Origin of the sequence: Frigoribacterium sp. PvP121 (assembly GCF_017833115.1) — a bacterium.
GTDB classification, from domain to species: Bacteria; Actinomycetota; Actinomycetes; order Actinomycetales; family Microbacteriaceae; genus Frigoribacterium; species Frigoribacterium endophyticum.
On sequence record NZ_JAFIBR010000001.1, the window covers coordinates 2755565 to 2780433 of the forward strand.

General features: G+C 73.8%; 25 protein-coding genes. 10 read left to right on the forward strand and 15 right to left on the reverse strand.

The window, feature by feature from the left end:
* Positions 1-32: 32 nt before the first annotated feature.
* From JOE43_RS12825 to thyX, 3 genes are all read right to left on the reverse strand, one after another.
* On the reverse strand, positions 33-1709 hold the full coding sequence (locus tag JOE43_RS12825; protein ID WP_209518204.1) for a ribonuclease J: 1677 nt from the start codon (positions 1707-1709) through the stop codon (positions 33-35).
* A complete protein-coding gene (gene dapA / locus JOE43_RS12830; protein ID WP_056056233.1) occupies positions 1706-2683 on the reverse strand; it encodes a 4-hydroxy-tetrahydrodipicolinate synthase in 978 nt (325 codons plus the stop codon). Before dapA ends, JOE43_RS12825 begins: the two co-directional genes overlap by 4 nt.
* 95 nt (positions 2684-2778) lie before the next feature.
* Positions 2779-3537: an FAD-dependent thymidylate synthase gene (gene thyX, locus JOE43_RS12835; RefSeq protein WP_209519236.1), complete on the reverse strand. Its 759-nt coding sequence runs from the start codon at positions 3535-3537 to the stop codon at positions 2779-2781.
* 192 nt (positions 3538-3729) lie between these two features.
* On the opposite strand from thyX, the gene JOE43_RS12840 reads away from it, so the two are divergent.
* Positions 3730-4737, forward strand: coding sequence for a TIGR01777 family oxidoreductase (locus JOE43_RS12840; protein WP_209518207.1), 1008 nt, complete (start codon positions 3730-3732; stop codon positions 4735-4737).
* Here the strand turns inward: JOE43_RS12840 and JOE43_RS12845 are convergent.
* Both JOE43_RS12845 and dapB read right to left on the reverse strand, forming a co-directional pair.
* Complete coding sequence (locus JOE43_RS12845; RefSeq protein ID WP_192045956.1) at positions 4647-5102, reverse strand: hypothetical protein; 456 nt, start codon at positions 5100-5102, stop codon at positions 4647-4649. The two genes, JOE43_RS12840 and JOE43_RS12845, sit on opposite strands and share 91 nt — an antisense overlap.
* The gene (gene dapB, locus JOE43_RS12850) at positions 5102-5833 is read right to left on the reverse strand and encodes a 4-hydroxy-tetrahydrodipicolinate reductase (protein ID WP_209518209.1); all 732 of its coding nucleotides are present in this window, start codon (positions 5831-5833) and stop codon (positions 5102-5104) included. Before dapB ends, JOE43_RS12845 begins: the two co-directional genes overlap by 1 nt.
* A 50-nt stretch (positions 5834-5883) precedes the next feature.
* Between dapB and JOE43_RS12855 the strand changes: the two genes are divergently transcribed.
* Positions 5884-6405 carry a GNAT family N-acetyltransferase gene (locus JOE43_RS12855; RefSeq protein ID WP_209518211.1) on the forward strand — a complete coding sequence of 174 codons (522 nt, stop codon included), beginning with the start codon at positions 5884-5886 and terminating at the stop codon, positions 6403-6405.
* Here JOE43_RS12855 and JOE43_RS12860 read toward each other — a convergent pair.
* On the reverse strand, positions 6402-7004 hold the full coding sequence (locus tag JOE43_RS12860) for a histidine phosphatase family protein (RefSeq protein ID WP_056058759.1): 603 nt from the start codon (positions 7002-7004) through the stop codon (positions 6402-6404). The two genes, JOE43_RS12855 and JOE43_RS12860, sit on opposite strands and share 4 nt — an antisense overlap.
* 14 nt (positions 7005-7018) lie before the next feature.
* Positions 7019-8389: a pitrilysin family protein gene (locus JOE43_RS12865; protein ID WP_209518213.1), complete on the reverse strand. Its 1371-nt coding sequence runs from the start codon at positions 8387-8389 to the stop codon at positions 7019-7021.
* A gap of 225 nt (positions 8390-8614) precedes the next feature.
* Here JOE43_RS12865 and JOE43_RS12870 point away from each other — a divergent pair, with 225 nt between their 5' ends.
* Entirely contained in the window at positions 8615-9229 is a 615-nt protein-coding gene (locus JOE43_RS12870) for a TetR/AcrR family transcriptional regulator (RefSeq protein WP_209518215.1), read from the forward strand.
* Between the two features lie 38 nt (positions 9230-9267).
* Here the strand turns inward: JOE43_RS12870 and JOE43_RS12875 are convergent, their stop codons facing one another.
* Together JOE43_RS12875 and JOE43_RS12880 are read right to left on the reverse strand one after the other, a co-directional pair.
* On the reverse strand, positions 9268-10305 hold the full coding sequence (locus JOE43_RS12875) for an aldo/keto reductase (protein ID WP_307803370.1): 1038 nt from the start codon (positions 10303-10305) through the stop codon (positions 9268-9270).
* A gap of 321 nt (positions 10306-10626) precedes the next feature.
* Entirely contained in the window at positions 10627-12903 is a 2277-nt protein-coding gene (locus JOE43_RS12880) for a polyribonucleotide nucleotidyltransferase (protein ID WP_056056250.1), read from the reverse strand.
* Between the two features lie 311 nt (positions 12904-13214).
* Here JOE43_RS12880 and JOE43_RS12885 point away from each other — a divergent pair, with 311 nt between their 5' ends.
* Entirely contained in the window at positions 13215-14495 is a 1281-nt protein-coding gene (locus JOE43_RS12885) for a lytic transglycosylase domain-containing protein (RefSeq protein WP_307803371.1), read from the forward strand.
* A gap of 81 nt (positions 14496-14576) precedes the next feature.
* Here JOE43_RS12885 and rpsO read toward each other — a convergent pair whose 3' ends face one another.
* Both rpsO and JOE43_RS12895 read right to left on the reverse strand, forming a co-directional pair.
* A complete protein-coding gene (gene rpsO, locus JOE43_RS12890) occupies positions 14577-14846 on the reverse strand; it encodes a 30S ribosomal protein S15 (protein ID WP_056056254.1) in 270 nt (89 codons plus the stop codon).
* 94 nt (positions 14847-14940) lie between these two features.
* Positions 14941-15396 carry a VanZ family protein gene (locus JOE43_RS12895; RefSeq protein ID WP_209518219.1) on the reverse strand — a complete coding sequence of 152 codons (456 nt, stop codon included), beginning with the start codon at positions 15394-15396 and terminating at the stop codon, positions 14941-14943.
* 96 nt (positions 15397-15492) lie between these two features.
* Here JOE43_RS12895 and JOE43_RS12900 point away from each other — a divergent pair, with 96 nt between their 5' ends.
* Entirely contained in the window at positions 15493-16236 is a 744-nt protein-coding gene (locus tag JOE43_RS12900; protein WP_209518221.1) for a M50 family metallopeptidase, read from the forward strand.
* A 9-nt stretch (positions 16237-16245) separates the two neighbouring features.
* On the opposite strand, the gene JOE43_RS12905 is transcribed toward JOE43_RS12900, so the two are convergent.
* Positions 16246-16785 carry an adenine phosphoribosyltransferase gene (locus JOE43_RS12905; RefSeq protein WP_056056260.1) on the reverse strand — a complete coding sequence of 180 codons (540 nt, stop codon included), beginning with the start codon at positions 16783-16785 and terminating at the stop codon, positions 16246-16248.
* Positions 16786-16978: 193 nt separating this feature from the next.
* Between JOE43_RS12905 and JOE43_RS12910 the strand changes: the two genes are divergently transcribed.
* From JOE43_RS12910 to JOE43_RS12925, 4 genes are all read left to right on the forward strand, one after another.
* A complete protein-coding gene (locus JOE43_RS12910) occupies positions 16979-18022 on the forward strand; it encodes a M4 family metallopeptidase (protein WP_209518223.1) in 1044 nt (347 codons plus the stop codon).
* Positions 18023-18121: 99 nt separating this feature from the next.
* Positions 18122-18457, forward strand: coding sequence for a protealysin inhibitor emfourin (locus JOE43_RS12915; RefSeq protein WP_209518225.1), 336 nt, complete (start codon positions 18122-18124; stop codon positions 18455-18457).
* Entirely contained in the window at positions 18454-19059 is a 606-nt protein-coding gene (locus tag JOE43_RS12920; RefSeq protein WP_209518227.1) for a hypothetical protein, read from the forward strand. The genes JOE43_RS12915 and JOE43_RS12920 overlap by 4 nt, the downstream gene beginning before the upstream one ends.
* A gap of 82 nt (positions 19060-19141) precedes the next feature.
* Positions 19142-19738: a DinB family protein gene (locus JOE43_RS12925; RefSeq protein ID WP_209518230.1), complete on the forward strand. Its 597-nt coding sequence runs from the start codon at positions 19142-19144 to the stop codon at positions 19736-19738.
* Here JOE43_RS12925 and JOE43_RS12930 read toward each other — a convergent pair.
* From JOE43_RS12930 to JOE43_RS12940, 3 genes are all read right to left on the reverse strand, one after another.
* Complete coding sequence (locus tag JOE43_RS12930; protein WP_209518232.1) at positions 19735-22038, reverse strand: UvrD-helicase domain-containing protein; 2304 nt, start codon at positions 22036-22038, stop codon at positions 19735-19737. The two genes, JOE43_RS12925 and JOE43_RS12930, sit on opposite strands and share 4 nt — an antisense overlap.
* Positions 22039-22204: 166 nt before the next feature.
* Positions 22205-23044, reverse strand: a complete 840-nt coding sequence (locus JOE43_RS12935) for an aldo/keto reductase (RefSeq protein WP_185232997.1) — start codon at positions 23042-23044, stop codon at positions 22205-22207.
* On the reverse strand, positions 23044-23418 hold the full coding sequence (locus tag JOE43_RS12940) for an FKBP-type peptidyl-prolyl cis-trans isomerase (protein ID WP_056056273.1): 375 nt from the start codon (positions 23416-23418) through the stop codon (positions 23044-23046). Before JOE43_RS12940 ends, JOE43_RS12935 begins: the two co-directional genes overlap by 1 nt.
* A 62-nt stretch (positions 23419-23480) precedes the next feature.
* Between JOE43_RS12940 and JOE43_RS12945 the strand changes: the two genes are divergently transcribed.
* Entirely contained in the window at positions 23481-24839 is a 1359-nt protein-coding gene (locus tag JOE43_RS12945) for an MFS transporter (RefSeq protein ID WP_209518234.1), read from the forward strand.
* Positions 24840-24869 lie beyond the last annotated feature (30 nt).

Sequence of the window (24869 nt, forward strand, 5' to 3'; positions counted from 1 at the left end):
GGAGGCCCCTCGCCCGTGGCGGCCCCGAGGCCCTAGGCGCTGATGACGACCGGCACGATCATCGGGCGCCGGCGGTGCTGCGTGGCGACCCAGCGACCGACCGTGCGGCGGACGACCTGGCTGAACTGGTGCGTGTCTCGCGTGCCGCCCTCGGCGGCCTCGGCCAGGGCCGCGATGATCTTCGGCAGCACCGCGTCGAACACCGAGTCGTCCTCCGCGAAGCCGCGCGACTGGATCTCGGGCCCGACGACGACGCGGCCGGTCTGCGCGTCGAGGGCGACGAAGATCGAGATGAAGCCCTCCTCGCTGAGGATCCGCCGGTCTTTCAGGTCGGCGTCGGTGATCTCGCCGACGGTCGAGCCGTCGACGTAGACGTAGCCGAGGTCGAGCTGGCCGACGACGGTGGCCACGCCGTCCTTGAGGTCGACGACGACGCCGTCCTCACCGAGCACGGTGTTCTGCTCGGGGACGCCGGTGCGGACCGCCAGGGCGGCGTTGGCGTACAGGTGCCGGTGCTCGCCGTGGACGGGCATGACGTTGCGGGGCCGGAGCACGTTGTAGCAGTACAGCAGCTCGCCGGCGGAGGCGTGGCCGGAGACGTGGACCTTGGCGTTGCCCTTGTGCACGACCTTCGCCCCGAGCTTGGTGAGGCCGTCGATCACCCGGTAGACGGCGTTCTCGTTGCCGGGGATCAGGCTCGAGGCGAGGATCACCGTGTCGTCGCGGCCGATCTCGATCTGGTGCTCCCTGTTGGCCATGCGCGCCAGGACGGCCATGGGCTCGCCCTGCGAGCCCGTGCTCATGTAGACGATGCGGTCGTCGGGGAGGTCCTTCGCCTTCTTGGCGTCGATCAGCACCCCGTCGGGCACCCGCAGGTAGCCGAGGTCGGCGGCGATGCCCATGTTGCGGATCATCGAGCGCCCCATGAAGGCGACGCGGCGGCCGTTCGCGTGCGCGGCGTCGAGCACCTGCTGGACGCGGTGGACGTGGCTCGAGAAGCTCGCGACGACGACCCGGCGCGGCGCGCGGCGGATGACGTCGTCGAGGACGGGGCCGATGTCGCGCTCGAGCGCCGTGAAGCCGGGGACGTCGGCGTTGGTCGAGTCGGGCAGGAAGAGGTCGACGCCCTCCTCGCCCAGCCGGGCGAACGCCCGGAGGTCGGTGATGCGGTCGTCGAGCGGCAGCTGGTCCATCTTGAAGTCGCCCGTGTGGAGCACGAGTCCCGCCGAGGTGCGGATGGCCACGGCGAGGGCGTCGGGGATGGAGTGGTTCACCGCGAGGAACTCGAGCTCGAACGGCCCGAGGGTCTCGCGGCCGCCCTCGCGCACGGTCAGCGACCACGGCGTGATCCGGTGCTCCTTGAGCTTCGCCTCGATCAGCGCGAGGGTCAGCTGCGACCCGATCAGCGGGATGTCGGCGCGGAGGCGGAGCAGGTACGGCACGGCGCCGATGTGGTCCTCGTGGCCGTGCGTCAGCACGATGGCGAGGACGTCGTCGAGGCGGTCGCGCAGCGGCGAGAAGTCGGGAAGGATCAGGTCGACGCCGGGCTGGTGCTCCTCCGGGAAGAGCACGCCGCAGTCGACCACGAGCAGCTTGCCGTCGATCTCGTAGATCGTCATGTTGCGGCCGATCTCACCGAGTCCGCCCACCGGCACGACGCGCAGCGTGCCGGGCTCGAGCGCAGGCGGCTCCTGGATCGTCGGGCTCATCGTGTGGTGCCGTGCACCTTGGGCAGGGCGCCGCCGGCCGCCGCGTTGCGGTCGGGGCGGAAGCGGCTGAGGTCGAGGCCGGGGATCTCGCCGACGTGCGACAGCTCGTCCTCGATCAGGGCGGCCTCGCTGTCCTCCGGGCCGACGAGCGGCAGGCGCACGCGCGGGCTGGAGATGCGGCCGAGGCCGTGCAGGATGTACTTCGCCGCGACCGTGCCGGGCACGTGAGTCATGACGGCGCGCACGAGCGGCTCGAGCATCTGGTGCGCCGCGGTGGCGGTGTGCAGGTCGCCCGCGTTCACGGCGTCGACGATCGTGCGGTACGGCGCGGCGGCGATGTTCGCCGTCACCCCGATCAGGCCGGAGGCGCCGATCGAGAGGTGCGGCAGGACGTTGGCGTCGTCGCCCGAGAAGTACAGGAGGTCGGTCTGGTTGATGACCCGGCTCACCTCGGCGAAGTCGCCCTTGGCGTCCTTCACGGCGACGATGTTCGGGTGCTTCGCGGCCCGCAGCAGCGTCTCGTACTTGATCGGGATGCCCGTGCGGCCGGGGATGTCGTACAGGATGACCGGCAGGTCGGTCGCGTCGGCGATCATGCGGAAGTGCGTGAGGACGCCCGCCTGCGTGGGCTTGTTGTAGTACGGCGTGACGATCATGACGCCGTCGGCGCCCGCCGCCTCGCTCGCCTTGTAGAGCTGGATGGCGTGCGCGGTCTCGTTCGAGCCGCCGCCCGTGATGATCTTCGCCCGGCCGGCCGACACCGACTTGCCGACCTCGACGAGCCGCAGCTTCTCGGGGTCGGTCAGCGTGCTCGTCTCGCCGGTGGTGCCGGTGACGACGATGCCGTCGGCACCCGCGGTGATGCAGTCGTCGATGTGCTTCTCGGTCGCGGCCCAGTCGACCTCGCCGTCAGCGGTGAACGGGGTGACGAGAGCGACGAGGACCTGCCCGAAGGGGTTGCTGATGTCAGACACGTCGACCAGCGTACTGGCTCGCTCCGTCGGGGCGGGCGTGCAGGAGGCGCGACCGGCGTCGACGGCGTCGACGCGCCTCCCCGAGGTGGCCGGCCCTACGGCGCGACGCGACCGTTCTTGCCGAACGCCGCGTAGGTGAGGGGCATCAGCTCGGCCCAGAGGTCCTCCATCTTCTCCGCGCACATCTCGATCTCGCGCTGCGGGAACGACGGGAAGTGCGTGCCCTCGCGCTTGGTGCGGAGGCTGAGGAAGTTCATCAGCGAGCGGGCGTTCACCGTGACGTACATCGACGAGTAGATGTTGAGCGGCAGGACGATGCGGGCGACCTCGCGGGCGATGCCCTGGTCGAGCATGCGCTTGTAGGCGGCGTAGGCCTCGCGCGAGGTGCGCTCGGTCTCCGACCGCACCAGGGCCGACTGCTCGGGCGTGCCGGGCAGGAAGTCGTAGGCGCCGGGCTTGCCGACCTGCTGCAGGTTGCGCGTCTCGGCGGGCACGTAGAACACCGGGTTGAGCTCGCGGTAGCGACCGCTCTCCTCGTTGTAGCTCGCCATGCGGTGCCGCATGAACTCGCGGAAGACGAAGATCGGCGCCTGGACGTAGAAGGTCATCGAGTTGTGCTCGAACGGCGAGCCGTGGCGGTCGCGCATCAGGTAGTTGATGAGGCCGGCGCCCTTGGTCGCCTGCTCGCCCTCGGCGGAGGCCTGCGCGCCCTCGAGGGTGAGCTCGCCCATCGTCGACACGCGCGCGGCGAACAGCACGTCGCTGTCGTGGGCGCTGGAGCGGACGAGCTCGACGGTCACGTCGGAGCGGAACTCGACGTCGTGCTCGACGGGGTGGTTCTCGGCGGACTGGATCACGGGGTCAACGGCAGCGGCATCAGACACGGCGACGACTCTACCTCCGCAGCCCCTTCCGCCGAGCGCCTCCCCGGGCGCCCTCCCGGTCGCCTCGCCCGTGCGCCTCGGGACGACCACCAGGAGGCGCGCCTACGCTCTCGAGGAGCACCTCCCTCCCCGCTCCCGTCGCACCGTGAAAGCCAGGGCCCCATGACCGACGCACCCCTCACCGTCCTCGTCTCCGGCGCCTCCGGCCTGGTCGGCACCGAGCTCACCCGGCAGCTGCGGGAGGCCGGGCACCGCGTCGTGGCGCTCGTCCGCGGCGAGGCTCGCGGCGACGACCAGGTGACCTGGGTGCCCGCCGCCGGGATCGTCGACTACACCGTGCTCGACCGCGCCGACGCCGTCGTCAACCTCAGCGGCGCGAACCTCGGCCGCCTGCCCTGGACCCCGGGCTACAAGAAGGAGATCGTGGAGTCGCGCGTGTCGGCGACCCAGACCCTCGCGCGGGGCATGGCCCGGGCCGAGACCCCGCCGACGGTCTTCCTGAGCGGGTCGGCCGTGGGCATCTACGGCGACCGCCCCGGGGAGCGCCTCACCGAGGAGAGCCCCCGCGGCACCGGCTTCCTCAGCGACGTCGTCGCCGAGTGGGAGGGCGCGACCGCCGAGGCGCCCGCGGGCACGCGCGTGGCGCACCTCCGCACCGGCGTGGTGGTGGGCCCCGGCGGCGCCCTGAAGCCCCTCCTCCCCCTCACCCGCCTCGGACTCGGTTCGCGCCTCGGCACCGGCGACCAGTTCTGGCCGTGGATCAGCCTGCACGACGAGGCCGCCGCGATCGTGCACCTGCTCACGTCGACCCTCGAGGGGCCCGTGAACCTCGCCGGCCCGACGCCGGCCACGAGCGACGAGCTGACCCGCCGGCTGGCCGGTGACCTCGGGAAGCCCTACGCCCTCACCGTGCCCGAGTTCGTCATCTCCGGCGCGATGCAGGAGGCGGGGCGCGAGATGCTGCTGCCGAGCCAGCAGGTCGTGCCCGCCAAGCTCCTCGCCGACGGCTTCGCCTTCCGTCACCGCACCGTCGACGAGGCCGTCGACGCCCTGGTCTCGACCTCTGAGGGGTCGGGCGGTCAGCGCGAGGCGGCCGCCGCCTCCCCGCGGAGCTTGATCGACCAGCGCAGGGCCTTCCGGGCCCGCCGTCGGTCGCCGCACGCGTCGTAGGCCAGCCCGAGCCGGAACCAGGACCGCCAGTCGTCGGGCGACTCCGCCGCCTCCGCCGCCCACCGCGGGAAGGCGGCGTCGGCGGCCTCGCGGTCGTACCGGCCGGAGGCGCGGCGCGGCACGTCGTCGACGGGGAGCTCTCCCGAGGCGGCCAGTTCACGGACCATCTGCTGGGTCCGGGCGCCGAAGCGGAGCTCGACGACGAGCGCCCAGGCGCCGAGCAGCGGCAGCACCACGAGGGCGGCGCCGAGGACGACCGCGATCGGCTCGCCCGTCCGCAGGAAGAGGTACGCGCGCTGCGCGACGAGCACGACGTAGAGCAGCAGCAGCAGCGCCATGACGAGCGCGGCGACGCGGCCCTTCATCAGTCGAGGGGCAGCACGCGGTCGAGGCCGACCACGACGCCGCTGACGGTGGGAGCCGCCTCGATCGCGACCAGGAGGCCCTTCTCGTACGCGCTCTGCGACAGCGTGTCGTGGGTCAGCGTCAGGGTCTCGCCCGCGCCTCCCAGGATCACCGACTGCTGGGCGACCACGCCGCGCATCCGCAGGCTGTGCACCGGCACGCTGGCGACCTGCTGGCCGCGGGCGCGCTGGTCGGAGAACGGGGCGGCCACGGGCCCGAGGTCTCGCCGCGCCTCCGCGATGAGCTCCGCGGTGCGGACGGCCGTGCCGGAGGGCGAGTCGACCTTGCCGTCGTGGTGCGACTCGACGATCTCGATCGAGTCGTAGAACCGGGCCGCCATGGTCGCGAACCGCGTGGCCAGCACCGACCCCAGGCTGAAGTTCGGCACGACGAGGACGCCGGGGCCCGCGACGTCGGCGACGATCGTCGACAGCTTCGCGATGCGCTCGGCGCTCCAGCCCGAGGTGCCGACGAGCACGGGGAGGCCGGCCCGCACGACGTGCTCGACGATGGCGGGGCTCACGGCGGGGTGCGTCACGTCGACCACGAGGTCGGCGCCGAGGACGCCGTCGAGGTCGTCGCTCGACGACAGGCCGGCGTGCAGCTCGAGGCCGTCGGTGCGCTCGACGAGGTCGACGATGAACGAGCCGAGCGTGCCCGTGGCCCCGACCACGGCGATGCGGGAAGTCATGGGGACCAACCTACCGGCCGGGGCCGCCGGGGCGACCTAGCATGGTGCCCATGAGCAGGTTCCGCCCCGTCGACGTCACGGCGCCCGTCGCCGCCGAGCTGCTGACCGCCTACTTCGCCGAGCGGGCCCGCACCTTCCCCGGCGGGCCGGCTGCCTACGTGACCATGCTCCCCGACCCGGCCGCGTTCACGCCGCCCGCCGGCGTCTTCGTCGTCGCCGAGGAGGAGGCCGGCGCGGCGCCCGGCCCCGACGAGTCGGCCTCGCTCGGCTGCGGCGGGGTGCGGGCCGTGGCTGCCGGGCCCGCGGGCGAGGTGCGCTTCGAGGTCAAGCACCTCTTCGTCGCCCCCGGCGGGCGGGGCCGGGGGCTCGGCCGGGCGCTGCTCGACGAGCTCGAGCGCCGGGCGCGCGACCTCGGGGCGGACGAGCTCGTGCTCGACACCAACGACAGCCTCGCGGCCGCCGGCGGCCTCTACCGCTCGTCGGGCTACGAGCGGATCGAGCCCTACAACGCCAACCCGAACGCGACGGCCTGGTACCGCAAGGCCCTGGGCCGCACGGCGCCCCCCGCCTAGATCGGCTGCTCGACCGGGAGGCCGGTGCGGAGCTCGACCGGGAGGTGGCCGAGGTCGTTGTGGGTGACGAGCTCCGGCGGCTTCGCCGAGCGGACGCGGATGATCGTCAGGCCGGCGTTGGCCTGGTTGACGCCCATCCAGCGCCAGTCGGGAGCCCCGAAGACCTCGCGGACGAACCACCCGATGACGAAGTTGTGCGTGATGAGGAGGTCGTGGCGGTCCTCGCGGGCCGGGGTCAGCCACTCGGAGACGGCGTCGGCCATCTGCGCCTGCCCCGCCTCGACCTCCTCGTCGGTCACCCCGCCGAAGAACGGCTTGTAGGCCGCGGGCATGTCGGGCGTCGGGCCGGACGGCACGCAGTCGAAGAGCAGCGTCGAGGGCTGCGACTCGAGGGCCGGGAGCCGCTCGGTCATGATGCGGGCCGTCTCGGCGGCCCGCTCGAGCGGCGAGTGCCACGCGGCGTCGAACGGGACGCCGCCGAGCCGCTCGGCGATGAGGCGCGCCTGGCGCTTGCCCCGCTCCGAGAGCGGGCCGTCGGGCAGCCCGTGCTCGGCGTCCTGCTGTTCGCCGTGCCGGACGAGGTAGAGGTAGTGGGACACCGTCGTCTCCTGGTTCATGGGGTGGTGGCGGCCGGGCCGGCCGCGTCGGGCGGGCTCGGCACGGCGAGGTCGGCGGCGTCGAGGTCGCCGACGACGACCGTCGAGAGGGCTCCGCCGCGCAGGGCCCCGGCGAGCTCGCGGACGTCGTCGGTGGTGACGCGGGCGATGCGGTCGAGCGAGGCGTCGAGGTCGACGAACTCGCCGAGCGAGAGCTCTGCCCGGCCGAGCCGGTTCATGCGGGTGTCGCTGTCCTCCAGTGCCAGGGCCGCAGCGCCGCCGAGCTGGCCGAGCGCCCGGCGGTGCTCGTCGTCGGTGATGCCGTCGTCGGCGAGGCGATCGAGCTCGTCGAGCATCAGACGGGACACCCGGCCGGCGTTGGACGGCGTGCAGCCGGCGTAGAGGCCGAAGACGCCGGCGTCGGAGTAGCTCGACGCGAACGAGTACACCGAGTACGCGAGGCCGCGACGCTCTCGGACCTCCTGGAAGAGGCGCGACGACATGCCCCCGCCGAGCACGGAGTTGAGCACGGCCAGGGAGGAGCGCCGCTCGTCGGCCGCCGAGATGCCCGGCAGGCCGAGCAGCACGGTGGCCTGCTCGAGGGGGCGCCGCACGATCGTGACGGGCTCGGCCGGCGTCGGCACGACCGCGACGGTCGACCGCCGCGCCACGGGCGACGCCGCGTCGGTCGACCAGTCGGACCGGCCGAGGGCAGCCGTCAGGCCCTCGACGAGGTGGTCGTGCTCGACGGCTCCGGCGACGGTGACGACGAGGTCGCGGGGCCGGTAGTTCTCGCGCCAGTGCCGGTGCACGTCGTCGCGCGACGCGGCACGGATGCTCTCGGGGGTGCCGCCGATGGGGCGGCCCAGGGGGTGGTCGCCGAAGACCGACTCGAAGAGGCGCTCGCCCGCGACGTCGGCCGGGTCGTCGTCGGCCATCGCCAGCTCTTCGAGGATGACGCCGCGCTCGGTCTCGAACTCGACGGGGTCGAGCGAGGCGGACGTCAGCATGTCGGCCAGCACGTCGACGGCGTCGTCGAGGTCGACGTCGCGGACGCGGGCGTAGTAGCAGGTGTACTCCTTGGCGGTCGCGGCGTTGTGCTCGCCGCCCACCGACTCGAAGGCCACGGCGATGTCGAGGGCGGACCTGGTCGTCGTGCCCTTGAAGAGCAGGTGCTCGAGGAAGTGGGTCGAGCCGCGCTCGCCCTCCTGCTCGTCACGCGATCCCACGGCGACCCAGAAGCCCACCGTGGCGCTGCGCGCCCCCGGCATGCGCTCGCTGAGGATGCGCACCCCCGTCGGCAGGACGCTGCGGCGGACGAGGGCGTCGCCCGTCGCGACGAAGGAGAGCTCGACCGCGTCGAGGGGCAGGGAGACAGGACCGGTCATCAGAGCGAGCCTACGGGATGCCCTCCGGCGCCGTCACCCGAACTGGGGGACGTGCAGGTGGACAAACAGACGAGTCCGTCTGTCCTCATCGGTGCTACAGTGAACTCACCGACGGCGGCACCACCCCCCTGATCAGTCGTCGTCGGCGGCTGTGGACGTCCTGGAGGTCCCGAGCACGCGTTCCCCCGACGCGGCTCGAGCCACCGAGTCCCAAGGAGCCACGCTGTGACGGTCGATTCCCCCCAACCGGCCGTCCAGCGTCTCCCTGGGCGTCCCCGCGCCGACCAGACCACACCCGGTGCCCGCGCCCGCGTGCTGACGACGGCCGACCGCCTCTTCTCCGACGAGGGCATCCGCGTCGTCGGCGTCGACCGGCTCATCGCGGAGTCGAGCGTCACCAAGGCCACGTTCTACAAGCACTTCGGCGCGAAGGACACCCTCGTGCTCGAGTACCTCGCCGGTCGCCACGAGCGCGACGTCGAGGCCCTCGCCGCCCTCGTCGAGGAGCACCCGGACGGCGCGGAGCGCATCCGGGCCCTGCTGGAGTCGGTGGTCGCGCAGCTGCAGGCCCCCGGCTACCGGGGCTCCCCCTGGGCCAACGCCGCGTCCGAGTTCAGCGACCCGACCCACGCCGTCCGCGCCAGCATCGCCGAGCACCGCGAGTGGCAGACGGACGCCCTCGTCGACCTCTTCAAGGACGCCGCTCACCCGATGCCCGGCGACGCCGCGGACGACCTCCTGCTCGCCTGGGACGGCGCGCAGATCGGTGCCTACGCCGGCGACGCCATCGCGGCCGCGGCCTCCCTGCGCCGCACCGTCGAGCGCCTCCTCAACGCCTGACACGAGACGCCTGATCCGCTCCGCCCCGAGCGGACGCCTCAGGCCGAGGCTCGGTCGAGCTCCAGCACCTGGGTCCGCGTGAGGCGGACCTGCGCCGCCTGAGCGAGCTCGGCGACCTGGCCGGCGCTCGTGGCGCTCGCCACCGGCGCCACCACGTTCGGCTTCGCCAGCAGCCACGCCAGGGAGATCGCGGCCGGCGACACGTCGTGGACCGCCGCGACGCGGTCGAGCTCGGCGAGCACCCGCAGGCCCTTCTTCGTCAGGTGACGCGAGACGTCCTTGCCGCGACGGGTGCGCGACACGTCGGCCCGCGTGCGGTACTTGCCGGTCAGGAACCCGCTCGCCAACGCGAAGCGCGGCATGACGGCCAGCCCGAGCTGTGCGGCGACCTTCGAGAGGCCGCCCTCGTACTCGGTGCGGTTCATGAGGTTGTACTGGTTCTGCAGGGCCACCATCGGCGCCACCCCGAGCATGCCCGCGGCGATGCGCGCCTCGTAGAGCCGGTTGCCCGAGTGGTGGGCGCCCCCGAACCAGCGGACCTTGCCGGCCCGGATGAGGTGGTCGACGGCGAGGAGCGTGCGCTCGAACGCCACCTCCGTGTCGTCGACGTGCAGGTAGAGCAGGTCGACGTGGTCCGTCCCGAGACGCTCGAGGGACGCCTCGACGGCGCGCTCGACCGCGCGCGGGGTCAGCCCCGGGTGGTCGGCGCTCTTGCCGATCTTGGTCGACAGCACGACGTCGTCGCGGGAGCGGCGGCGCTTCATCCACGAGCCGATCATGATCTCGCTGCGACCGCCGGCGTAGGAGTCGGCCGTGTCGACGAAGTTGCCGCCCAGGTCGTAGTACGCGTCGAGCACGGCCTCGGTCTCGGTCTGGTCGGCCGTCCAGCCGAAGACGTTGCCGCCGATCGCCATCGGGAAGACGCGCAGGTCGGACGTGCCGAGGCGACGTCGCGGCTGGATGACGCCGAGGTCGACGGGGACGGTCGCGTCCGTGACGGACGAGCGCCGCGGCGGGCGGGCGGGGGCGGCGCGGGGAGCCTCGGCACCGGTGGCGCGCGCCGTGGTCTCGCTCACTCGCGTCACCCCTCCGAGGCTGGTCTGGCGGCTCTCGTCGGGCACCGACGACAGGACCCCGCCGACCGTGGCGACCATCGGTCACGGCGAGCTGGATCGGGCCCTCAGGACGAGACTACGGGCCGGAGCGGCGCTCGGCACGCCGCCGCACCCGATCGTTACGAGAACATCCCTCAGATTCTGTGGGGGCGCCTCCTCGGTGCCTCAGGAGGCACGGCAGCACCGCCTGTCACACCCCTCGGAGGCCGTCGAGACGCCCCCGGAACGACGGAGCCCGCCCCCGACCGAGGTCGGGGGCGGGCAGCGTCTGACGGTCAGCGACTAGCCGAGGTCGACCGACGCGTCGTCGCTCTCGCCGGCGGCGCCGCTCGAGTCGGTGTCGGCCTCGTCGGCCACGACCGGAGCGAGCGACAGCTTGCCGCGGTCGTCGATCTTCGTGATCTCGACGAGGATCTTCTGGCCGACCCCGAGCACGTCCTCGACGTTCTCGACGCGCTTGCCGCCGGCCAGCTTGCGGACCTCGCTGATGTGCAGCAGGCCGTCCTTGCCGGGGAGGAGCGAGACGAAGGCGCCGAACGACGCGATCTTGACGACCGTGCCGAGGAACTGCTCGCCCACCTCGGGGTTGGTCGGGTTCGCGATGGCGTTGACCTGGGCACGGGCGGCCTCGGCCGAGGGGCCGTCGACGGCGCCGATGTAGACGGTGCCGTCCTCCTCGATGGAGATGTCGGCGCCGGTCTCGTCCTGGATCGCGTTGATCGTCTTGCCCTTCGGGCCGATCAGCTCGCCGATCTTGTCCTGCGGGATCTGGACCGAGATCACGCGGGGCGCGGTCGGGGCCATCTCGTCGGGCGCGTCGATGGCCGAGGTGAGCACGCTGAGGATGGCGGTGCGCGCCTCCTTGGCCTGCTTCAGCGCGGCGTCCAGCACGGCGGTCGGCAGACCGTCGAGCTTCGTGTCGAGCTGGATCGCCGTGACGAACTCGCTCGTGCCGGCGACCTTGAAGTCCATGTCGCCGAGGGCGTCCTCCGCACCGAGGATGTCGGTGAGGGCCGCGTAGCGGGTCTGGCCGTCGACCTCGTCGGAGACGAGGCCCATGGCGATGCCCGCGACGGGCGCGCGCAGCGGGACACCGGCGTTGAGGAGCGACAGGGTCGAGGCGCAGACGGAGCCCATCGACGTCGAGCCGTTGGAGCCGAGGGCCTCGGACACCTGACGGATCGCGTAGGGGAACTCCTCGCGGCTGGGCAGCACCGGCACGAGGGCGCGCTCGGCGAGGAAGCCGTGCCCGATCTCGCGACGCTTCGGCGACCCGACGCGGCCGGTCTCACCGGTCGAGTAGGGCGGGAAGTTGTAGTGGTGCAGGTAGCGCTTCTTCGTGACCGGGCTCAGCGAGTCGATCTGCTGCTCCATCTTGAGCATGTTCAGCGTGGTGACGCCCAGGATCTGGGTCTCGCCGCGCTGGAAGATGGCGGAGCCGTGCACGCGCGGGATGACCTGGACCTCGGCGTCGAGCGGACGGATGTCGGCCAGGCCGCGGCCGTCCATGCGGACCTGCTCGGTGAGGATGCGGTCGCGGACGACCTTCTTGGTGGCCGTCTTGTAGGCGGCGGAGACCTGGCCGAGGGCGGACTCGGGCAGCGCGCCCGACTCGACCTTCGCCGCGACGGCGTCCTTGACCTTGCCCTTGAGCACGTCGTCGGCGTCCTGGCGCTCGATCTTGCCGGCGATCTTGTAGACCTCGGACAGCTCGGAGCCGGCTGCCTCGGTGACCGCGGCGAGGACCTCGTCGGTGTAGGGCAGGAAGACCGGGTAGTCGGCGATCTCCTTGAAGGCCTGCGCGGCCATCGCGGACTGCGCGTCGACCAGCTGCTTCAGGAAGGGCTTGGCGGCCTCGAGGCCCTGGGCCACGACGGCCTCGTCGGGCTTGGTGGCGCCGCCCTGGATGAGGCCCCAGGCGTGCTCGGTGGCCTCGGCCTCGACCATCATGATCGCGACGTCCTCGTTGCCGGCGGCGTCGGTGACGACACGGCCCGCGACGGTCAGGTCGAAGACGGCCTCGGCCAGCTGCGACGCCTTGGGGAAGGCCACCCACTGGTCGCCGATGAGGGCGAGGCGGACACCGGCGATCGGGCCGGAGAAGGGCAGGCCCGAGATCTGGGTGGAGGCGCTGGCCGCGTTGATGGCCAGGGCGTCGTAGAACTCGTCCGGCGCGATGCTCAGGACGGTGATGACGACCTGGACCTCGTTGCGCAGGCCCTCGACGAAGGAGGGGCGCAGGGGCCGGTCGATGAGACGGCAGACGAGGATGGCCTCGGTGGAGGGGCGGCCCTCGCGACGGAAGAACGAACCGGGGATCTTGCCCGCGGCGTACGAGCGCTCCTCGACGTCGATGGTGAGGGGGAAGAAGTCGAAGTTGTCCTTCGGCTTCTTGCTGGCGCTCGTGGCGGACAGCAGCATGGTGTCGTCGTCGAGGTAGGCGGCGACGGCTCCCTGGGCCTGCTGGGCGAGACGGCCGGTCTCGAATCGGATGGTGCGCTTGCCGAACTTGCCGTTGTCGAGGACGGCTTCGCCGAACTTGATCTCTGGACCCTCCATGTGGGGGCTACTCCTCTTTGTTTTGCATCGACGCCCCGTGTGGGCATCGATGTGCATCCGGAGCGGGCGGGGCGGCGGGCACGAAGGACGTGCACGGACGACGGCGCGAGGCACCGGTCGCTCGTCTGGCCAACAGTGGGAACGGTCGGAGACCGTTGCCCGACCGACGCTGACGAGCGCCGGGACCGGGGCGGGATCCGCCTGTCACCACCGGTGACCAGCAGCCGAGACCGGCCTGCTCCGTGCGCGATCCTAGCACCGGGGCCTCCGCGGGCCGGGAGGCGGGCGGGCTCCGCGGCTAAGGTCGACGCGTGACCCCGACCGCCCCCTCCCGCCGACCCGGCCGCGCCGCCCGCCGGGCGAGCCTCGTGGTCGCGACCACCGCCTCCCTCGCCCTCGTGCTGTCGACCCTGGCGGGGGCGACCCCCGCGTCGGCGGCCGACGCCCCGAGCTGGGCCGACGTCGAGGCCGCGCGGGGCGACGCCGCGGCGACCCAGGCGCAGGTCGAGGCCGTCACGGCGGCGCTCGACGGGCTCGAGCGGACCGCCGCCGCACGGGGCGACGCCGCGGTCGCGGCGAACGCCACGAGCGCGGAGGCCGCCGCGCAGGAGGCCGCCGCCGGAACCCGGGCCGACCGACTGCAGGCCGACGCCGACGCGGCGGTGGCCGCCGAGCAGGCGGCCCACGAGCAGGCGGGCCAGCTCGCCGCTCGGCTCTCCCGGGTCGGCGGGCCCCAGGCGCCCTCGACGGAGCTGCTCGTCGCCACCGACCCGGACCAGGTGCTGTACCAGCTGGGGGCGCTGACCCAGCTGGGCGACCGGTGGCGCGGGGTCCTCGCCGAGGCGACGACGACGAGCGGCACGGTCGCCTCGCTGACCGCGCAGGCCCAGGTCGCCCGGGCCGAGGAGTCGCGGCTCGCCGGCGAGGCCGCGGACAGGGCCGCCGACGCGACGGCCGCGCAGGCCGCCGCCGACGCCGAGGTCGCCTCGGCCACCACGCAGTCCGACCAGCTCTACGCGCAGCTCGCGACGCTCAACGACACCTCGGCCGAGGTCGAGCGGCAGTACCGGCAGGGCGAGGCCGAGAAGGCCGCGATCGCGGAGCAGGCCCGAGCGGCGGAGGCCGCCGCGGCCGCCGCTGCCGCCGCCCGGGCCGCCGCGCCGGCGCCGGCCTCGGGCTCCGCGTCGTCCGGGTCGCGCCCGGCTCCGGCCCCGGCCCCGGCTCCCGCTCCCGCACCGGCACCGGCGCCCGCCCCCGCGCCCGGGGGCTCCGCCGCTCCCCCGGCGGGCGCCGTGAACGACCCGGCGGGCGCGAAGGCCTACGCCGCGAGCCAGGTCGGCACCGGTGCCGAGTACACCTGCCTCGTGCAGCTCTGGAACAAGGAATCGGGGTGGCGGACCACCGCGACGAACCCCTCGGGAGGCGCCTACGGGATCCCGCAGGCCCTGCCGGGTTCCAAGATGGCCAGCGCCGGCCTCGACTGGCAGACGAACTACCGCACCCAGGTCGACTGGGGCCTGGGCTACATCCACGGCCGCTACGGCACCATGTGCGCCGCCTGGGCGCACTCCGTCCCGAACAACTGGTACTGACGGGCACCCCGGCGGCCCCGGAACGAGGACGGCCCCCCTCCTGCGTGCAGGAGGGGGGCCGTCGTCGAGACGTGCGGTCGATTAGCGACGGAGACCGAGGCGACCGATCAGCGTGCGGTAGCGCTCGATGTCGACCTTGGACAGGTAGCCCAGGAGGCGACGGCGCTGGCCGACGAGGAGGAGGAGGCCACGACGCGAGTGGTGGTCGTGCTTGTGCTCCTTGAGGTGCTCGGTCAGGTCGAGGATGCGCTGCGTCATCACGGCGACCTGGACCTCGGGGGATCCGGTGTCGCCGGGGTGCGTCGCGTACTCTTCGATGATCGCAGTCTTGACTTCGGGTGCAAGGGCCATGTCTGGGATCCCCTTCCTCTTCGTTGCGCGGCGCCCGTCACAGGATGTGCAGGCTCTCTTGATCCGCGGCCGTTCTGACGGCAACCTGAGGAGCTTACCAGGCCGGGCTCTGCCGCGGCGACCGGCCCCGGCGACGCGACCGGCGACTCCTCGGCAGGACGAGGCCGACGAAGGCCGCGCCGATCGCGGCTCCGAGGGTGTTCATCACGAGGTCCTGCGGGTCGGCGAAGCGCGTCGCCGACAGCACCGTCGCCTGGTACGACTCGATGGCCACGGTCGCGACGAGGCCGACCACGACGCCGACCCACCACGCCCGCTTCGGCAGCAGCAACGCCGGGAACATGCCCATCGGCACGAACATCGCGACGTTCGCGGCCGCCTCGACCCGGGCGAAGGTGATCCAGTCGGTCTCCTCGTGCCGGGCGGCGAGGTCGAGCACCCGCCAGAGCAGCTCGGAGGTGCCGTCGCCGTAGACGGTGGGTCGGAGGGTCATCCAGGCGACCCCGGCGAGGTACGCGAGGGTGGCGAGGAGGAGGACGGCGCGGCGCATCCCTCCATGGTGGGGCACGGCCGGCCGCGACAGCTGCCAGGCGGCCCAGGTTCATCCCTCGGACGGAGCCCGGGAGGCGCCTCCTAGGCTGGCCGGATGACCACCGCACCCGAGACCGTCGCCGACCTCTGGGCCCGGGTCGCCGAGCGCGCCGCGCCCCTGCCGCCGGAGTGGACGGCCGCGGCGGTCGCGGTCGGGGCCCTGCTCGTGCTCGTCCCGACGACCTGGCGCCTCGTGCGCCACGCGGTCACCGTCGTGCACGAGGGCGGGCACGGCCTGGCCGCGGTGCTCAGCGGGCGACGCCTCTCGGGCATCCGCCTGCACGGCGACACCTCGGGCCTGACGGTGTCGAGCGGCCCGCCGACCGGCCTCGGCATGGTCGTCACGCTGCTGGCCGGCTACCCGGCGCCGGCGCTGGCCGCGCTCGGGGCCTCGTGGCTGCTCGCCGCGGGGTTCGCGGCGGGGCTGCTCTGGGCGCTGGTGCTGCTGCTGGCGCTGATGCTCGTGCAGATCCGCAACTGGTTCGGGCTCTGGGTCGTGCTGGTCGGGGCCGCCGTCGTCGGCGGCGTGACGTGGCTCGCCCCCGTGGTGTGGCAGCAGTCGTTCGGCCTGGCGCTCGTCAGCGTGCTCGGCCTCGGAGCCGTCCGCGCATCGCTCGAGCTGCAGTCCAGCCGCCGCCGCAGCGCCCGGCGCGGCGGATCGACGGAGTCGGACGCCGACCAGCTCGCCCGCCTGACGCACGTGCCGGGAGTGCTCTGGGTCGGCGTCTTCGTCGCGGTGACGGCGGCCTGCGTCGTGGGCTGCGGCCTGCTGCTCTTCCCCGGCTGGCCCGCGCCGTAGGGGCCCGCCCTACGCCGGCGCGCTCGAGAGGGCGTGGACGGGCAGGCGGGAGGCGAGGCGGTCGCGCCCGGGCAGGCCGTCGAGCTCGAGCAGCACGGCGATGCCGACGACCTCGTAGCCCGCGCGCTCGAGGAGGGTGACGGTCGCCTCGGCGGTGCCGCCGGTGGCGAGCACGTCGTCGACGACCAGCACCCGCGTGCCCGCGGGCAGCTGGCTCGGGCGCAGCTCGAGGGTCGCCTCGCCGTACTCGAGCGCGTAGCTCTCGCTGAGCACCTCGCCGGGGAGCTTGCCCGCCTTGCGGACGGTGAGCACGCCGACGCCCTGCTCGATCGCGATGCCGCCGGCCAGCGCGAAGCCCCGGGCCTCGATGCCGGCCACGGCCTGGAAGGCGCCGTCGAAGGGCTCGCTCAGCGCGGCCGTCACCGTCGCGAAGGCGTCCGCGTCGGAGAACAGCGGCGTCACGTCGCGGAAGAGGATGCCCGGCACGGGGAAGTCGGGGACGACGGCGATCATGCGGTCGACCAGGGCGGAGGCGTCGGAGGCGGTCATCCGGTCAACGCTACCGGGGCGGCGGGGCGGCGGGGCGGCCCCGTGCGCCGGGTCGCCGAGCGAGTGTGGGGGCCGGCCGGTCGGAGGCGCGGTGCAGGCCTGCGGGAGGCGCGGTGCGGGGCCCCGGAGCGCCTCCCGTGACGATCGTGTGAACTGTCGGGCCGATGTCGGGGGCCGGTGCGAGAGTGCAGCCATGACCCGCTTCATCGTGCCGCCCTACCTGCTCGACCACCTCGCCCGGGCCGACTCGCCGCGCCTCTCACGGGCCCCCGAGGCCGCCCGCCAGGGCCTGCGGCAGATGGAGGAGGTGCGGGCGCTCCGCGCGGCCGCGCCGCCGGCCCGGCAGGGCGCCGTGGCCGTCGACGGTCCGCTCGAGCGCACGATCTCGGACGCCGGGGGCACCGAGGAGCTGCCCGGCCGCGTGGTGCGCCGCGAGGGCGAGCCGCCGACGGACGACGTCGCCGTCACCGAGGCCTACGACGCCCTCGGGGCCACGCACGCGCTCTTCCTCGAGGCGTACGGCCGGTCGTCGATCGACGGCTCGGGCCTGCCGCTCGACGCGACCGTGCACTACGGCCTCGACTACGACAACGCCTTCTGGGACGGCCGACGGATGGTGTTCGGCGACGGCGACGGCGAGGTCTTCCGCCGCTTCACGGCGTCGGTGAGCGTCGTCGGCCACGAGCTCGCGCACGGCGTGACGCAGTACACGACGGCGCTCGAGTACCAGGGGCAGTCCGGCGCGCTGAACGAGTCGGTCAGCGACGTCTTCGGCGCGCTCGTCGAGCAGCACCTGCTCGGGCAGGCGGCCGACGAGGCCAGCTGGCTGATCGGCGAGGGACTGTTCACCGACGAGGTGCAGGGGCGGGCGCTGCGCTCGATGGCCGCGCCGGGCACCGCCTACGACGACGACGTGCTCGGGAAGGACCCCCAGCCGGCCCACATGGACGACTACGTCGAGACGACGGAGGACGCCGGGGGCGTCCACCTCAACTCGGGGATCCCCAACAAGGCCTTCCACCTCGTCGCCACGACCGTCGGCGGCCCCGCGTGGGAGGGCGCCGGGCAGATCTGGTACGACGCGATCACGAGCGGCGACGTGTCGCCGACCTCGACGTTCGCCGAGTTCGCCGCCGTGACGATCGCCGCCGCGGAGGCGCGGTGGGGCGCCGGGTCGCGCGAGGCCCGCGCGACGACCGAGGGGTGGCGCGGGGTCGGGGTGCTGCCCGCGGCCTGAGGCGGGGCGGCGGGCACGCTCCCGGCGCCCGGCGGGCGCCCTGCCGTCGCCCTGCCCTCGCCCTGCTGGCCCCGGGGCACCCGGGGTAGCATCGCGGCCATGATCGTCACCGTGCAGCGCACCGGCGGCTTCGCGGGCCTCACGCGGTCGTGGCAGGTCGACGTCGAGGCCGAGCCCGACACCGAGTCGTGGCTCGTGCTCATCGACGGCCTCCCCTGGTCGTCGACGCCGTCGACCGCCGACGGCGCGCAGCCCGACCGCTTCGTCTGGGTGATCGTCGTCGAGGCCCAGCCCGTGCGCGAGGCGACGCTGCCCGAGCAGCAGCTCACCGGACCGTGGCGCGAGCTCGTCGACCGGGTGCGCACGGTCGGGTCGGCCGTCGCACCTCACGCCGACGCCGGTGCCGCCTCCGGCACGGGCGGCGGGGACCGATGAGCCCCTCCCGGCGGGCCCTCCTCCCCCTCGTCGCCAGCGCGCTCGTCGTCGTCGGCGGCGGGGTCGGCGTCGCGGTGGCCCAGTCGTCGAACCCGACCCGCGTCGTCGGGGCCGAGACCGCCCCGCCGTGGCCGGTGCCCGAGGTCGGCGACCGGCCTGAGCGGGCGGAGCTCGCGGGCCTCGAGAACGTCTGGGGCCAGGACCTCGCCATGCACGTGCACAGCCACCTGTCGATCACGGTCGACGGCCAGCCGGTGACCGTGCCCGGCGACATCGGGCACGACTCGGGCACCAAGTTCGCGGCGCCGATCCACACGCACGACACGTCGGGCATCGTCCACGTCGAGTCGCCCCGCCGCGAGTCGTTCGTGCTGGGCCAGCTCTTCACGGAGTGGGGCGTGCACCTCGACCAGTCCGGCGTCGGCGACCTCGGGGGCGGCGACGGGCGGGCGCTCACCGTGTTCGTCGACGGCAGCCGGTACGGCGGCGACCCCGCCGGCATCCGGCTCAGCGACTTCGAGGACGTGGCGCTGGTGCTGGCGCCGGTGGGCGAGACCGTCACCGCGCCTCCGGCGTTCACCTGGCCCGCCGACTACAACTGAGCCGGGCCGACCCCCTGCCCGACACGACGCGGGCGAGGTGACGGGGCTGGCGCCGGGAGCCGCGACGCGGCACCCTGGGGCCATGGACCAGAAGGAGACGCTGCAGCGGTACCTCTCACGCCAGCGGGGCGACCTGCTCGGCAAGCTCGAGGGCCTCGACGAGCACGACGCCCGTCGACCGCTCGTGCCGAGCGGGACGAACCTGCTCGGCCTCGTCAAGCACACGGCCCTCGTGCAGCTCGGCTACCTCGGCGACGTCTTCGGCCGGCCGTCGCCGCTCTCGCCGGCCTGGTCGGACGACGAGGTCGACCCCGACGCCGACCTGTGGGCGACCGCCGACGAGAGCCGCGCCTCGATCGTCGACCTGGCCCGGCACTCCGCCGAGCACGCCGACGCGACGGTGCGCGAGCTCGACCTCGACTCCCCCGGCCTCGTGCCGTGGTGGTCGGCGGGCCGGCAGGAGGTCACGCTGCACACGGTGCTCGTGCACCTCTGCGTCGAGACCGCCCGGCACGCGGGGCACGCCGACCTCGCCCGCGAGCTCGTCGACGGCCGCCTCGGCTCCGGGCCGGGCGACCCGAACGTGCCCGACCGCGACGCGGCGGGCTGGCGCACCCACCACGACCGGGTCGCCGAGGCCGCCCGCCGGGCGGCCGGTCTCGCGCAGCCCCCGCGCTAGCCGACGACGGTGAGGCGCTGCGTCGGGCGGGTCATCGCGACGTAGAGGCTGGCGGCGCCGCGGGCCGACGAGGCCCGCACGCCCTCGGGGTCGACGATCACGACGGCGTCGAACTCGAGCCCCTTCGACGTCGCGGGGCTGAGCACCGAGATCGGCTTGGTCAGCGACGCCGTGCCGGGGGCGACCTGCCCCGGGAAGAGCTCGACGAGCCTGTCCACGAGCGGGCCCACGAGGCCCTGCGGGGCGATGACGGCCAGCGTCCCGGAGTCGTCGACGGCCCGGTCGGCGGCGACCGCCTCGACGCCGGCGGCGACGAGGGCGTCACGACCCGCGACTCCCCCTGCTCCCCCGGCCCCGACGGCGACCTCGCGCACGGGCCACTCGCTCGACCGGACGGAGCGGCTGGGCGTGATGCGCAGCCCCGCCTCGATCGCCAGCCGCTCGGCGTGGTCGACGATCTGGCTCGGCGTGCGGTAGTTGACGGTGAGCTCCTCCAGGCGCCAGGGCGCCGAGGTGCCGGCGACCGACGAGCCCCGACGGCGGCCGAGCAGGCTCTGCAGCGCGACGTCCCACGAGGAGGCCGCGGCGGGGCTCGACGCCTGGGCGATGTCGCCCACGACGGTGAAGGAGCGCAGCGGGCAGCGCCGCGAGAGCAGGCGCCACTGCATCGGCGAGAGCTCCTGCGCCTCGTCGACGACGACGTGGCCGAAGGCCCAGGTGCGGTCGCCGGCGGCGCGCTCGGCGGTGGTCATCGACGCGGCGCGCTCGGCGAAGCCGCCCGCGATCTGCTCGGCCGAGACCATCCCCTCGACGCCCATGTTCTCGATCGCGCGCTCCGCGTTCTCGATGTCTCGCTTGCGCTGCTGCTTCCGGGCGAGCCTCTCGGGGTCGACGCCGGCCTGGAACTCGCCCAGCAGCTCGGCCGCCTCGTCGAGCAGCGGCACGTCGGAGATCGTGAACTCCGAGCCGCGGGGCCGCTGCAGCAGGGCGCGCTGGCGCGGGCTCCAGCGCTGGGTGATCGTCGCGAGCCACTGCGGGCGCGCGTACAGGTCTTCGATCAGCTTCTCGGCCGAGAGGGGCAGCCACGCGGTGTTCAGCAGCACCTTGACGTCGTGGGTCTGGCGGATGTCCTCGCGCAGCACGGCCTCGTCGGACTCGTCGACGGTGGTGCCGTGGTCGCGCATCTGCGCCACGAGCTGCCGGGTCAGCGCCGAGAGGGCCGCCTTGTTGAACGTGACGCGGCCGACGTTGTGCTGCTTGCCGCGCTCCTGCGCCTTGCGCATCGCCTCGGCGACGAGCTCGGGCTGCACGACGAGCCGCTCGCCGTTGACGTCGATCGTCGTCGGCTGCGTCGGGCGCACCTGCCGCGACCGCACCGCCCGGCGGACCAGGTCGGCCATCTCGGCCGAGCCCTTCAGCGCCGCGACCTCGGGCGCGTCGTCGGTCTGCGCCTCGACGCCCGGGTAGAGCCCGCCGAGGCTCGAGAGCACGACGCCGGTCTCGCCGAGCGACGGCAGCACCTGCTCGATGTAGCGGAGGAACGACCGCGACGGGCCGACGACGAGCACGCCCGAGCCGCGCAGGCGGTCGCGGTGCGAGTAGAGCAGGTAGGCGGCGCGGTGGAGGGCGACCGCCGTCTTGCCGGTGCCGGGCCCGCCCTGGACCACGAGCACGCCGTCGAGGGGCGAGCGGATGATGACGTCCTGCTCGGCCTGGATCGTCGCGACGATGTCGGTCATGCGGCCGGTGCGCTGCGCGGTGAGCGCCGCCATCAGGGCGCCCTCGCCCTGCAGCTGCACGTCGTCGCGGTCGAGCAGCTCGGGGTCGAAGACCTCGTCCTCCAGGCGCGTGACGCGACGACCGTCGAGGGTCAGGTGGCGACGGGCCCTGGCGCCCATCGGCGTCGCCGCCGTGGCCTGGTAGAACGCGCTGGCGCCGGGCACGCGCCAGTCGAGCAGGATCGGGTGGTGCTGCTCGTCGCGGAGGCCGATTCGGCCGATGTAGCGGTAGCGGCCCCCCGTGCCGGGCATCGCCACGGCGTCGCCCTGGCCCAGCTCGTCCGGCTGCTCGAGCTCCAGGCGGCCGAAGGCGAGGCGCTCGTCGACGGCGCCGAGCTGCGCGATCGTGTCTTCGTAGAGGCGCGCGTAGGCGTCGCGCTCGCTGCGGCTCTGGTGGTTGCCGCCCACGGACTCGGCACGGACGCGCTCGAGGCGCACGCGGGCGTCCTCCTTCAGCTCGTCGAGACGGGCGTAGAGCGTGCCCACGTAGGAGCGTTCGCGGTCGAGCTCGGATGATGTCACTGGCGGTCGCACCCCTCGGGAAAGTCGGCGCGTCAGTCTACCGTCCACGCGACTCCCCCCGGCTCCACCCCCGGTGCACCCGGGGCCGCGGCCGGCACGACGAGACCGCACCGGCCCGGTGCGGGTCGGTGCGGTCACGGGGTCGTGCCGGAGGCGCGGCGGAGGCCTAGAACTCCTCGTGCGTCTCCGGGTCGCCGTCCCACAGGCGGCCGCGCTCGAGGCCGCTGATGGCGACCACCTCGGCCTCCGTGAGCTCGAAGTCGAAGACGTCGAGGTTCTCGCGCTGCCGGCCGGGGTCGGCCGACTTCGGCACCGGCACGGCGCCCAGCTGGACGTGCCAGCGGAGGACGACCTGCGTGGGCGTCTTCCCGTGGGCACGGGCGATCTCGGTGACCACCGACTCCGTCAGGAGCTCGCTCTGCTTCGCGAGCGGGCTCCAGCTCTCGGTGACGATGCCCATCCGCTCGTGCACCGCGCGGAGCTCGGCCTGCGGGAAGTACGGGTGCAGCTCGACCTGGTTGACGACGGGCACGACGCCCGTCTCGTCGGCGAGGCGCTGCAGGTGGGCCTCGGTGAAGTTCGAGACGCCGACGGACCGGACGAGGCCGTCCTCCTGCAGCTTCACGAAGGCGCGGAACGCGTCGACGTACTTGTCGACCCGGGGCAGCGGCCAGTGGATCAGGTAGAGGTCGACGACGTCGACGCCGAGCGTCGCCCGGCTCTCCTCGAAGCTGGCCAGGGCCTCCTCGTAGCCGTGGTGGCGGCCGGGCAGCTTGGTCGTCACGACGAGCTCGTCGCGGGGCACGTCGACGCGACGGATCGCCTCGCCGACGGCGCCCTCGTTGCCGTAGTTGAGGGCGGTGTCGAGCAGGCGGTAGCCCGACTCGATCGCGCCGGCGACCTGCGCCGCGCCCTCGTCGCCGTCCATGCCGTAGGTGCCGAGCCCCAGCGCGGGGATCGTGTGCCCGTCGGCCAGGCCGACCGACGGGGCGGGACGCAGGGCCATCAGCTGACGCCGAGGAGGTCGATGACGAAGATCAGGGTCTTGCCCGAGAGCGGGTGGCCGCTGCCGGCGGGGCCGTAGGCGAGCTGCGGCGGGACGACGAGCTGGCGGCGACCGCCGACCTTCATGCCGGGGATGCCCTCCTGCCAGCCCTGCACGAGCGCGGCGAGGGGGAAGTTGACGGACTCGCCGCGGCTCCACGAGGAGTCGAACTCCTCGCCGGAGTCGAACTCGACGCCGAGGTAGTGGACGTCGACGGTCGAGCCGCGCTGGGCCTCGGCGCCGTCGCCGACGGTGATGTCGCTGATCTCGAGGTCGGCGGGGGCCGGGCCGGTGGGGGCGTCGATCTCGGGCTTGGTCTGGGGGTCGTGTGTCATGCCTCCCATCCAAGCACCCGACCCCGGCACCACGGTGCGCGCGGGTGGACGATGATGGAGGCTTGTCCACTCCAGACCCCGCCCCCGAGACCGCGCCGACCGAGGGCGCCCCGAAGGCCGCCGAGGCGCGCCGGCCGCTCTTCGTCGACACGACCCCGCTCCGGGCGAGCCCGGCCTTCGCCCGGCTGTTCGTCGGCAACACCATCAGCGGCATCGGCACGCAGCTCACCCTCGTGGCCGTCGGGCTCGAGGTCTACGAGATCACGCGGTCGACGTTCTCCGTCGCCCTCGTGGGCGTCGTCTCGCTCGTGCCGATGATCCTCGCCGGCCTCTACGGCGGCATGCTCGCCGACGCCTTCGACCGACGGAAGGTCGCGCTCGTCGCGGCCGTGTTCGCGTGGCTCTCGACCGGGGCGATCGCGCTGCACGCCTGGTTCGGCCTCCGCGAGGTGGTGCTGCTCTACGCGCTGACCTGCGTCAACGCGGTCGCGGGCACCATGATCGCGACCTCCCGAGCCTCGATCATCCCGCGCCTCCTGCCGGCCTCGCTGCTGCCCGCCGCCTCCGCCCTCAGCGGGATCGGCACGGGCCTCATGCTGACGGTGGGCCCGGCGCTGGCGGGCATCCTCGTCGCCGGCGTCGGCTTCCCGCTGACGTACACGGTCGACGTCGTCCTGTTCAGCACCGCCTTCCTCGGCATCGTCACCCTGCCGCCGATCCGGCCCGAGGGCGAGACGCAGCGGCCGGGGCTCTCCTCGCTGATGGTGGGCATGCGCTTCCTCCGCCGCTCCCCCAACATCCGCACCACGTTCGTGCTCGACATCGTCGCGATGACCTTCGGCCAGCCCCGCGTGCTCTTCCCCGTCGTCGGGGCCGTGGTGATCGGAGGAGGCGCGGTGACGGTCGGCGTCCTCACCGCCTCGTACGCCGTCGGGGCGCTGCTCAGCAGCGTGTTCAGCGGCCGCCTCGGCCACGTGCGCCTCCAGGGGCGCGCCGTGCAGCGGGCCATCGCGGTCTACGGCGGGTTCGTGCTCGCCTTCGGTCTCGTGCTGCTGCTCGCCCCCGGCCACGGGTCGGGCGGCCTGACCGAGGGCCTGGCCGAGGCCGACCTCCTGCCGCTCGCGGCGGCGGCCCTGGCGCTGGCCGGCGCGGGGGCGGCCGACAACGTCAGCTCGATCTTCCGCTCGACCATCCTGCAGGCCGCGGCGCCCGACTCCATGCGGGGGCGCCTCCAGGGCATCTTCATCGTCGTGGTGACGGGCGGGCCCCGGGTCGGCGACCTCTTCGTCGGGCTCGTCGCCGTGGCCGGCGTCGCCTGGCCGCCGCTGCTCGGCGGGGCGCTGATCGTGGTGCTGATGGTCGTCGCGGCCCGGCTCACGCCCTCGTTCGGCCGCTACGACGCCGCGCACCCGACGCCGTAGCACCCGACGCCGTGGCGGCCACCACCGTGA

Coding starts and splice junctions, on each gene's coding strand:
- JOE43_RS12825 (WP_209518204.1), bottom strand. CDS start 1,709: ATGAGCCCGACGATCCAGGAGCCGCCTGCGCTCGAGCCCGGCACGCTG.
- JOE43_RS12840 (WP_209518207.1), top strand. CDS start 3,730: ATGACCGACGCACCCCTCACCGTCCTCGTCTCCGGCGCCTCCGGCCTG.
- JOE43_RS12845 (WP_192045956.1), bottom strand. CDS start 5,102: ATGAAGGGCCGCGTCGCCGCGCTCGTCATGGCGCTGCTGCTGCTGCTC.
- dapB (WP_209518209.1), bottom strand. CDS start 5,833: ATGACTTCCCGCATCGCCGTGGTCGGGGCCACGGGCACGCTCGGCTCG.
- JOE43_RS12855 (WP_209518211.1), top strand. CDS start 5,884: ATGAGCAGGTTCCGCCCCGTCGACGTCACGGCGCCCGTCGCCGCCGAG.
- JOE43_RS12865 (WP_209518213.1), bottom strand. CDS start 8,389: ATGACCGGTCCTGTCTCCCTGCCCCTCGACGCGGTCGAGCTCTCCTTC.
- JOE43_RS12880 (WP_056056250.1), bottom strand. CDS start 12,903: ATGGAGGGTCCAGAGATCAAGTTCGGCGAAGCCGTCCTCGACAACGGC.
- rpsO (WP_056056254.1), bottom strand. CDS start 14,846: ATGGCCCTTGCACCCGAAGTCAAGACTGCGATCATCGAAGAGTACGCG.
- JOE43_RS12895 (WP_209518219.1), bottom strand. CDS start 15,396: ATGCGCCGCGCCGTCCTCCTCCTCGCCACCCTCGCGTACCTCGCCGGG.
- JOE43_RS12900 (WP_209518221.1), top strand. CDS start 15,493: ATGACCACCGCACCCGAGACCGTCGCCGACCTCTGGGCCCGGGTCGCC.
- JOE43_RS12905 (WP_056056260.1), bottom strand. CDS start 16,785: ATGACCGCCTCCGACGCCTCCGCCCTGGTCGACCGCATGATCGCCGTC.
- JOE43_RS12910 (WP_209518223.1), top strand. CDS start 16,979: ATGACCCGCTTCATCGTGCCGCCCTACCTGCTCGACCACCTCGCCCGG.
- JOE43_RS12915 (WP_209518225.1), top strand. CDS start 18,122: ATGATCGTCACCGTGCAGCGCACCGGCGGCTTCGCGGGCCTCACGCGG.
- JOE43_RS12920 (WP_209518227.1), top strand. CDS start 18,454: ATGAGCCCCTCCCGGCGGGCCCTCCTCCCCCTCGTCGCCAGCGCGCTC.
- JOE43_RS12925 (WP_209518230.1), top strand. CDS start 19,142: ATGGACCAGAAGGAGACGCTGCAGCGGTACCTCTCACGCCAGCGGGGC.
- JOE43_RS12935 (WP_185232997.1), bottom strand. CDS start 23,044: ATGGCCCTGCGTCCCGCCCCGTCGGTCGGCCTGGCCGACGGGCACACG.
- JOE43_RS12940 (WP_056056273.1), bottom strand. CDS start 23,418: ATGACACACGACCCCCAGACCAAGCCCGAGATCGACGCCCCCACCGGC.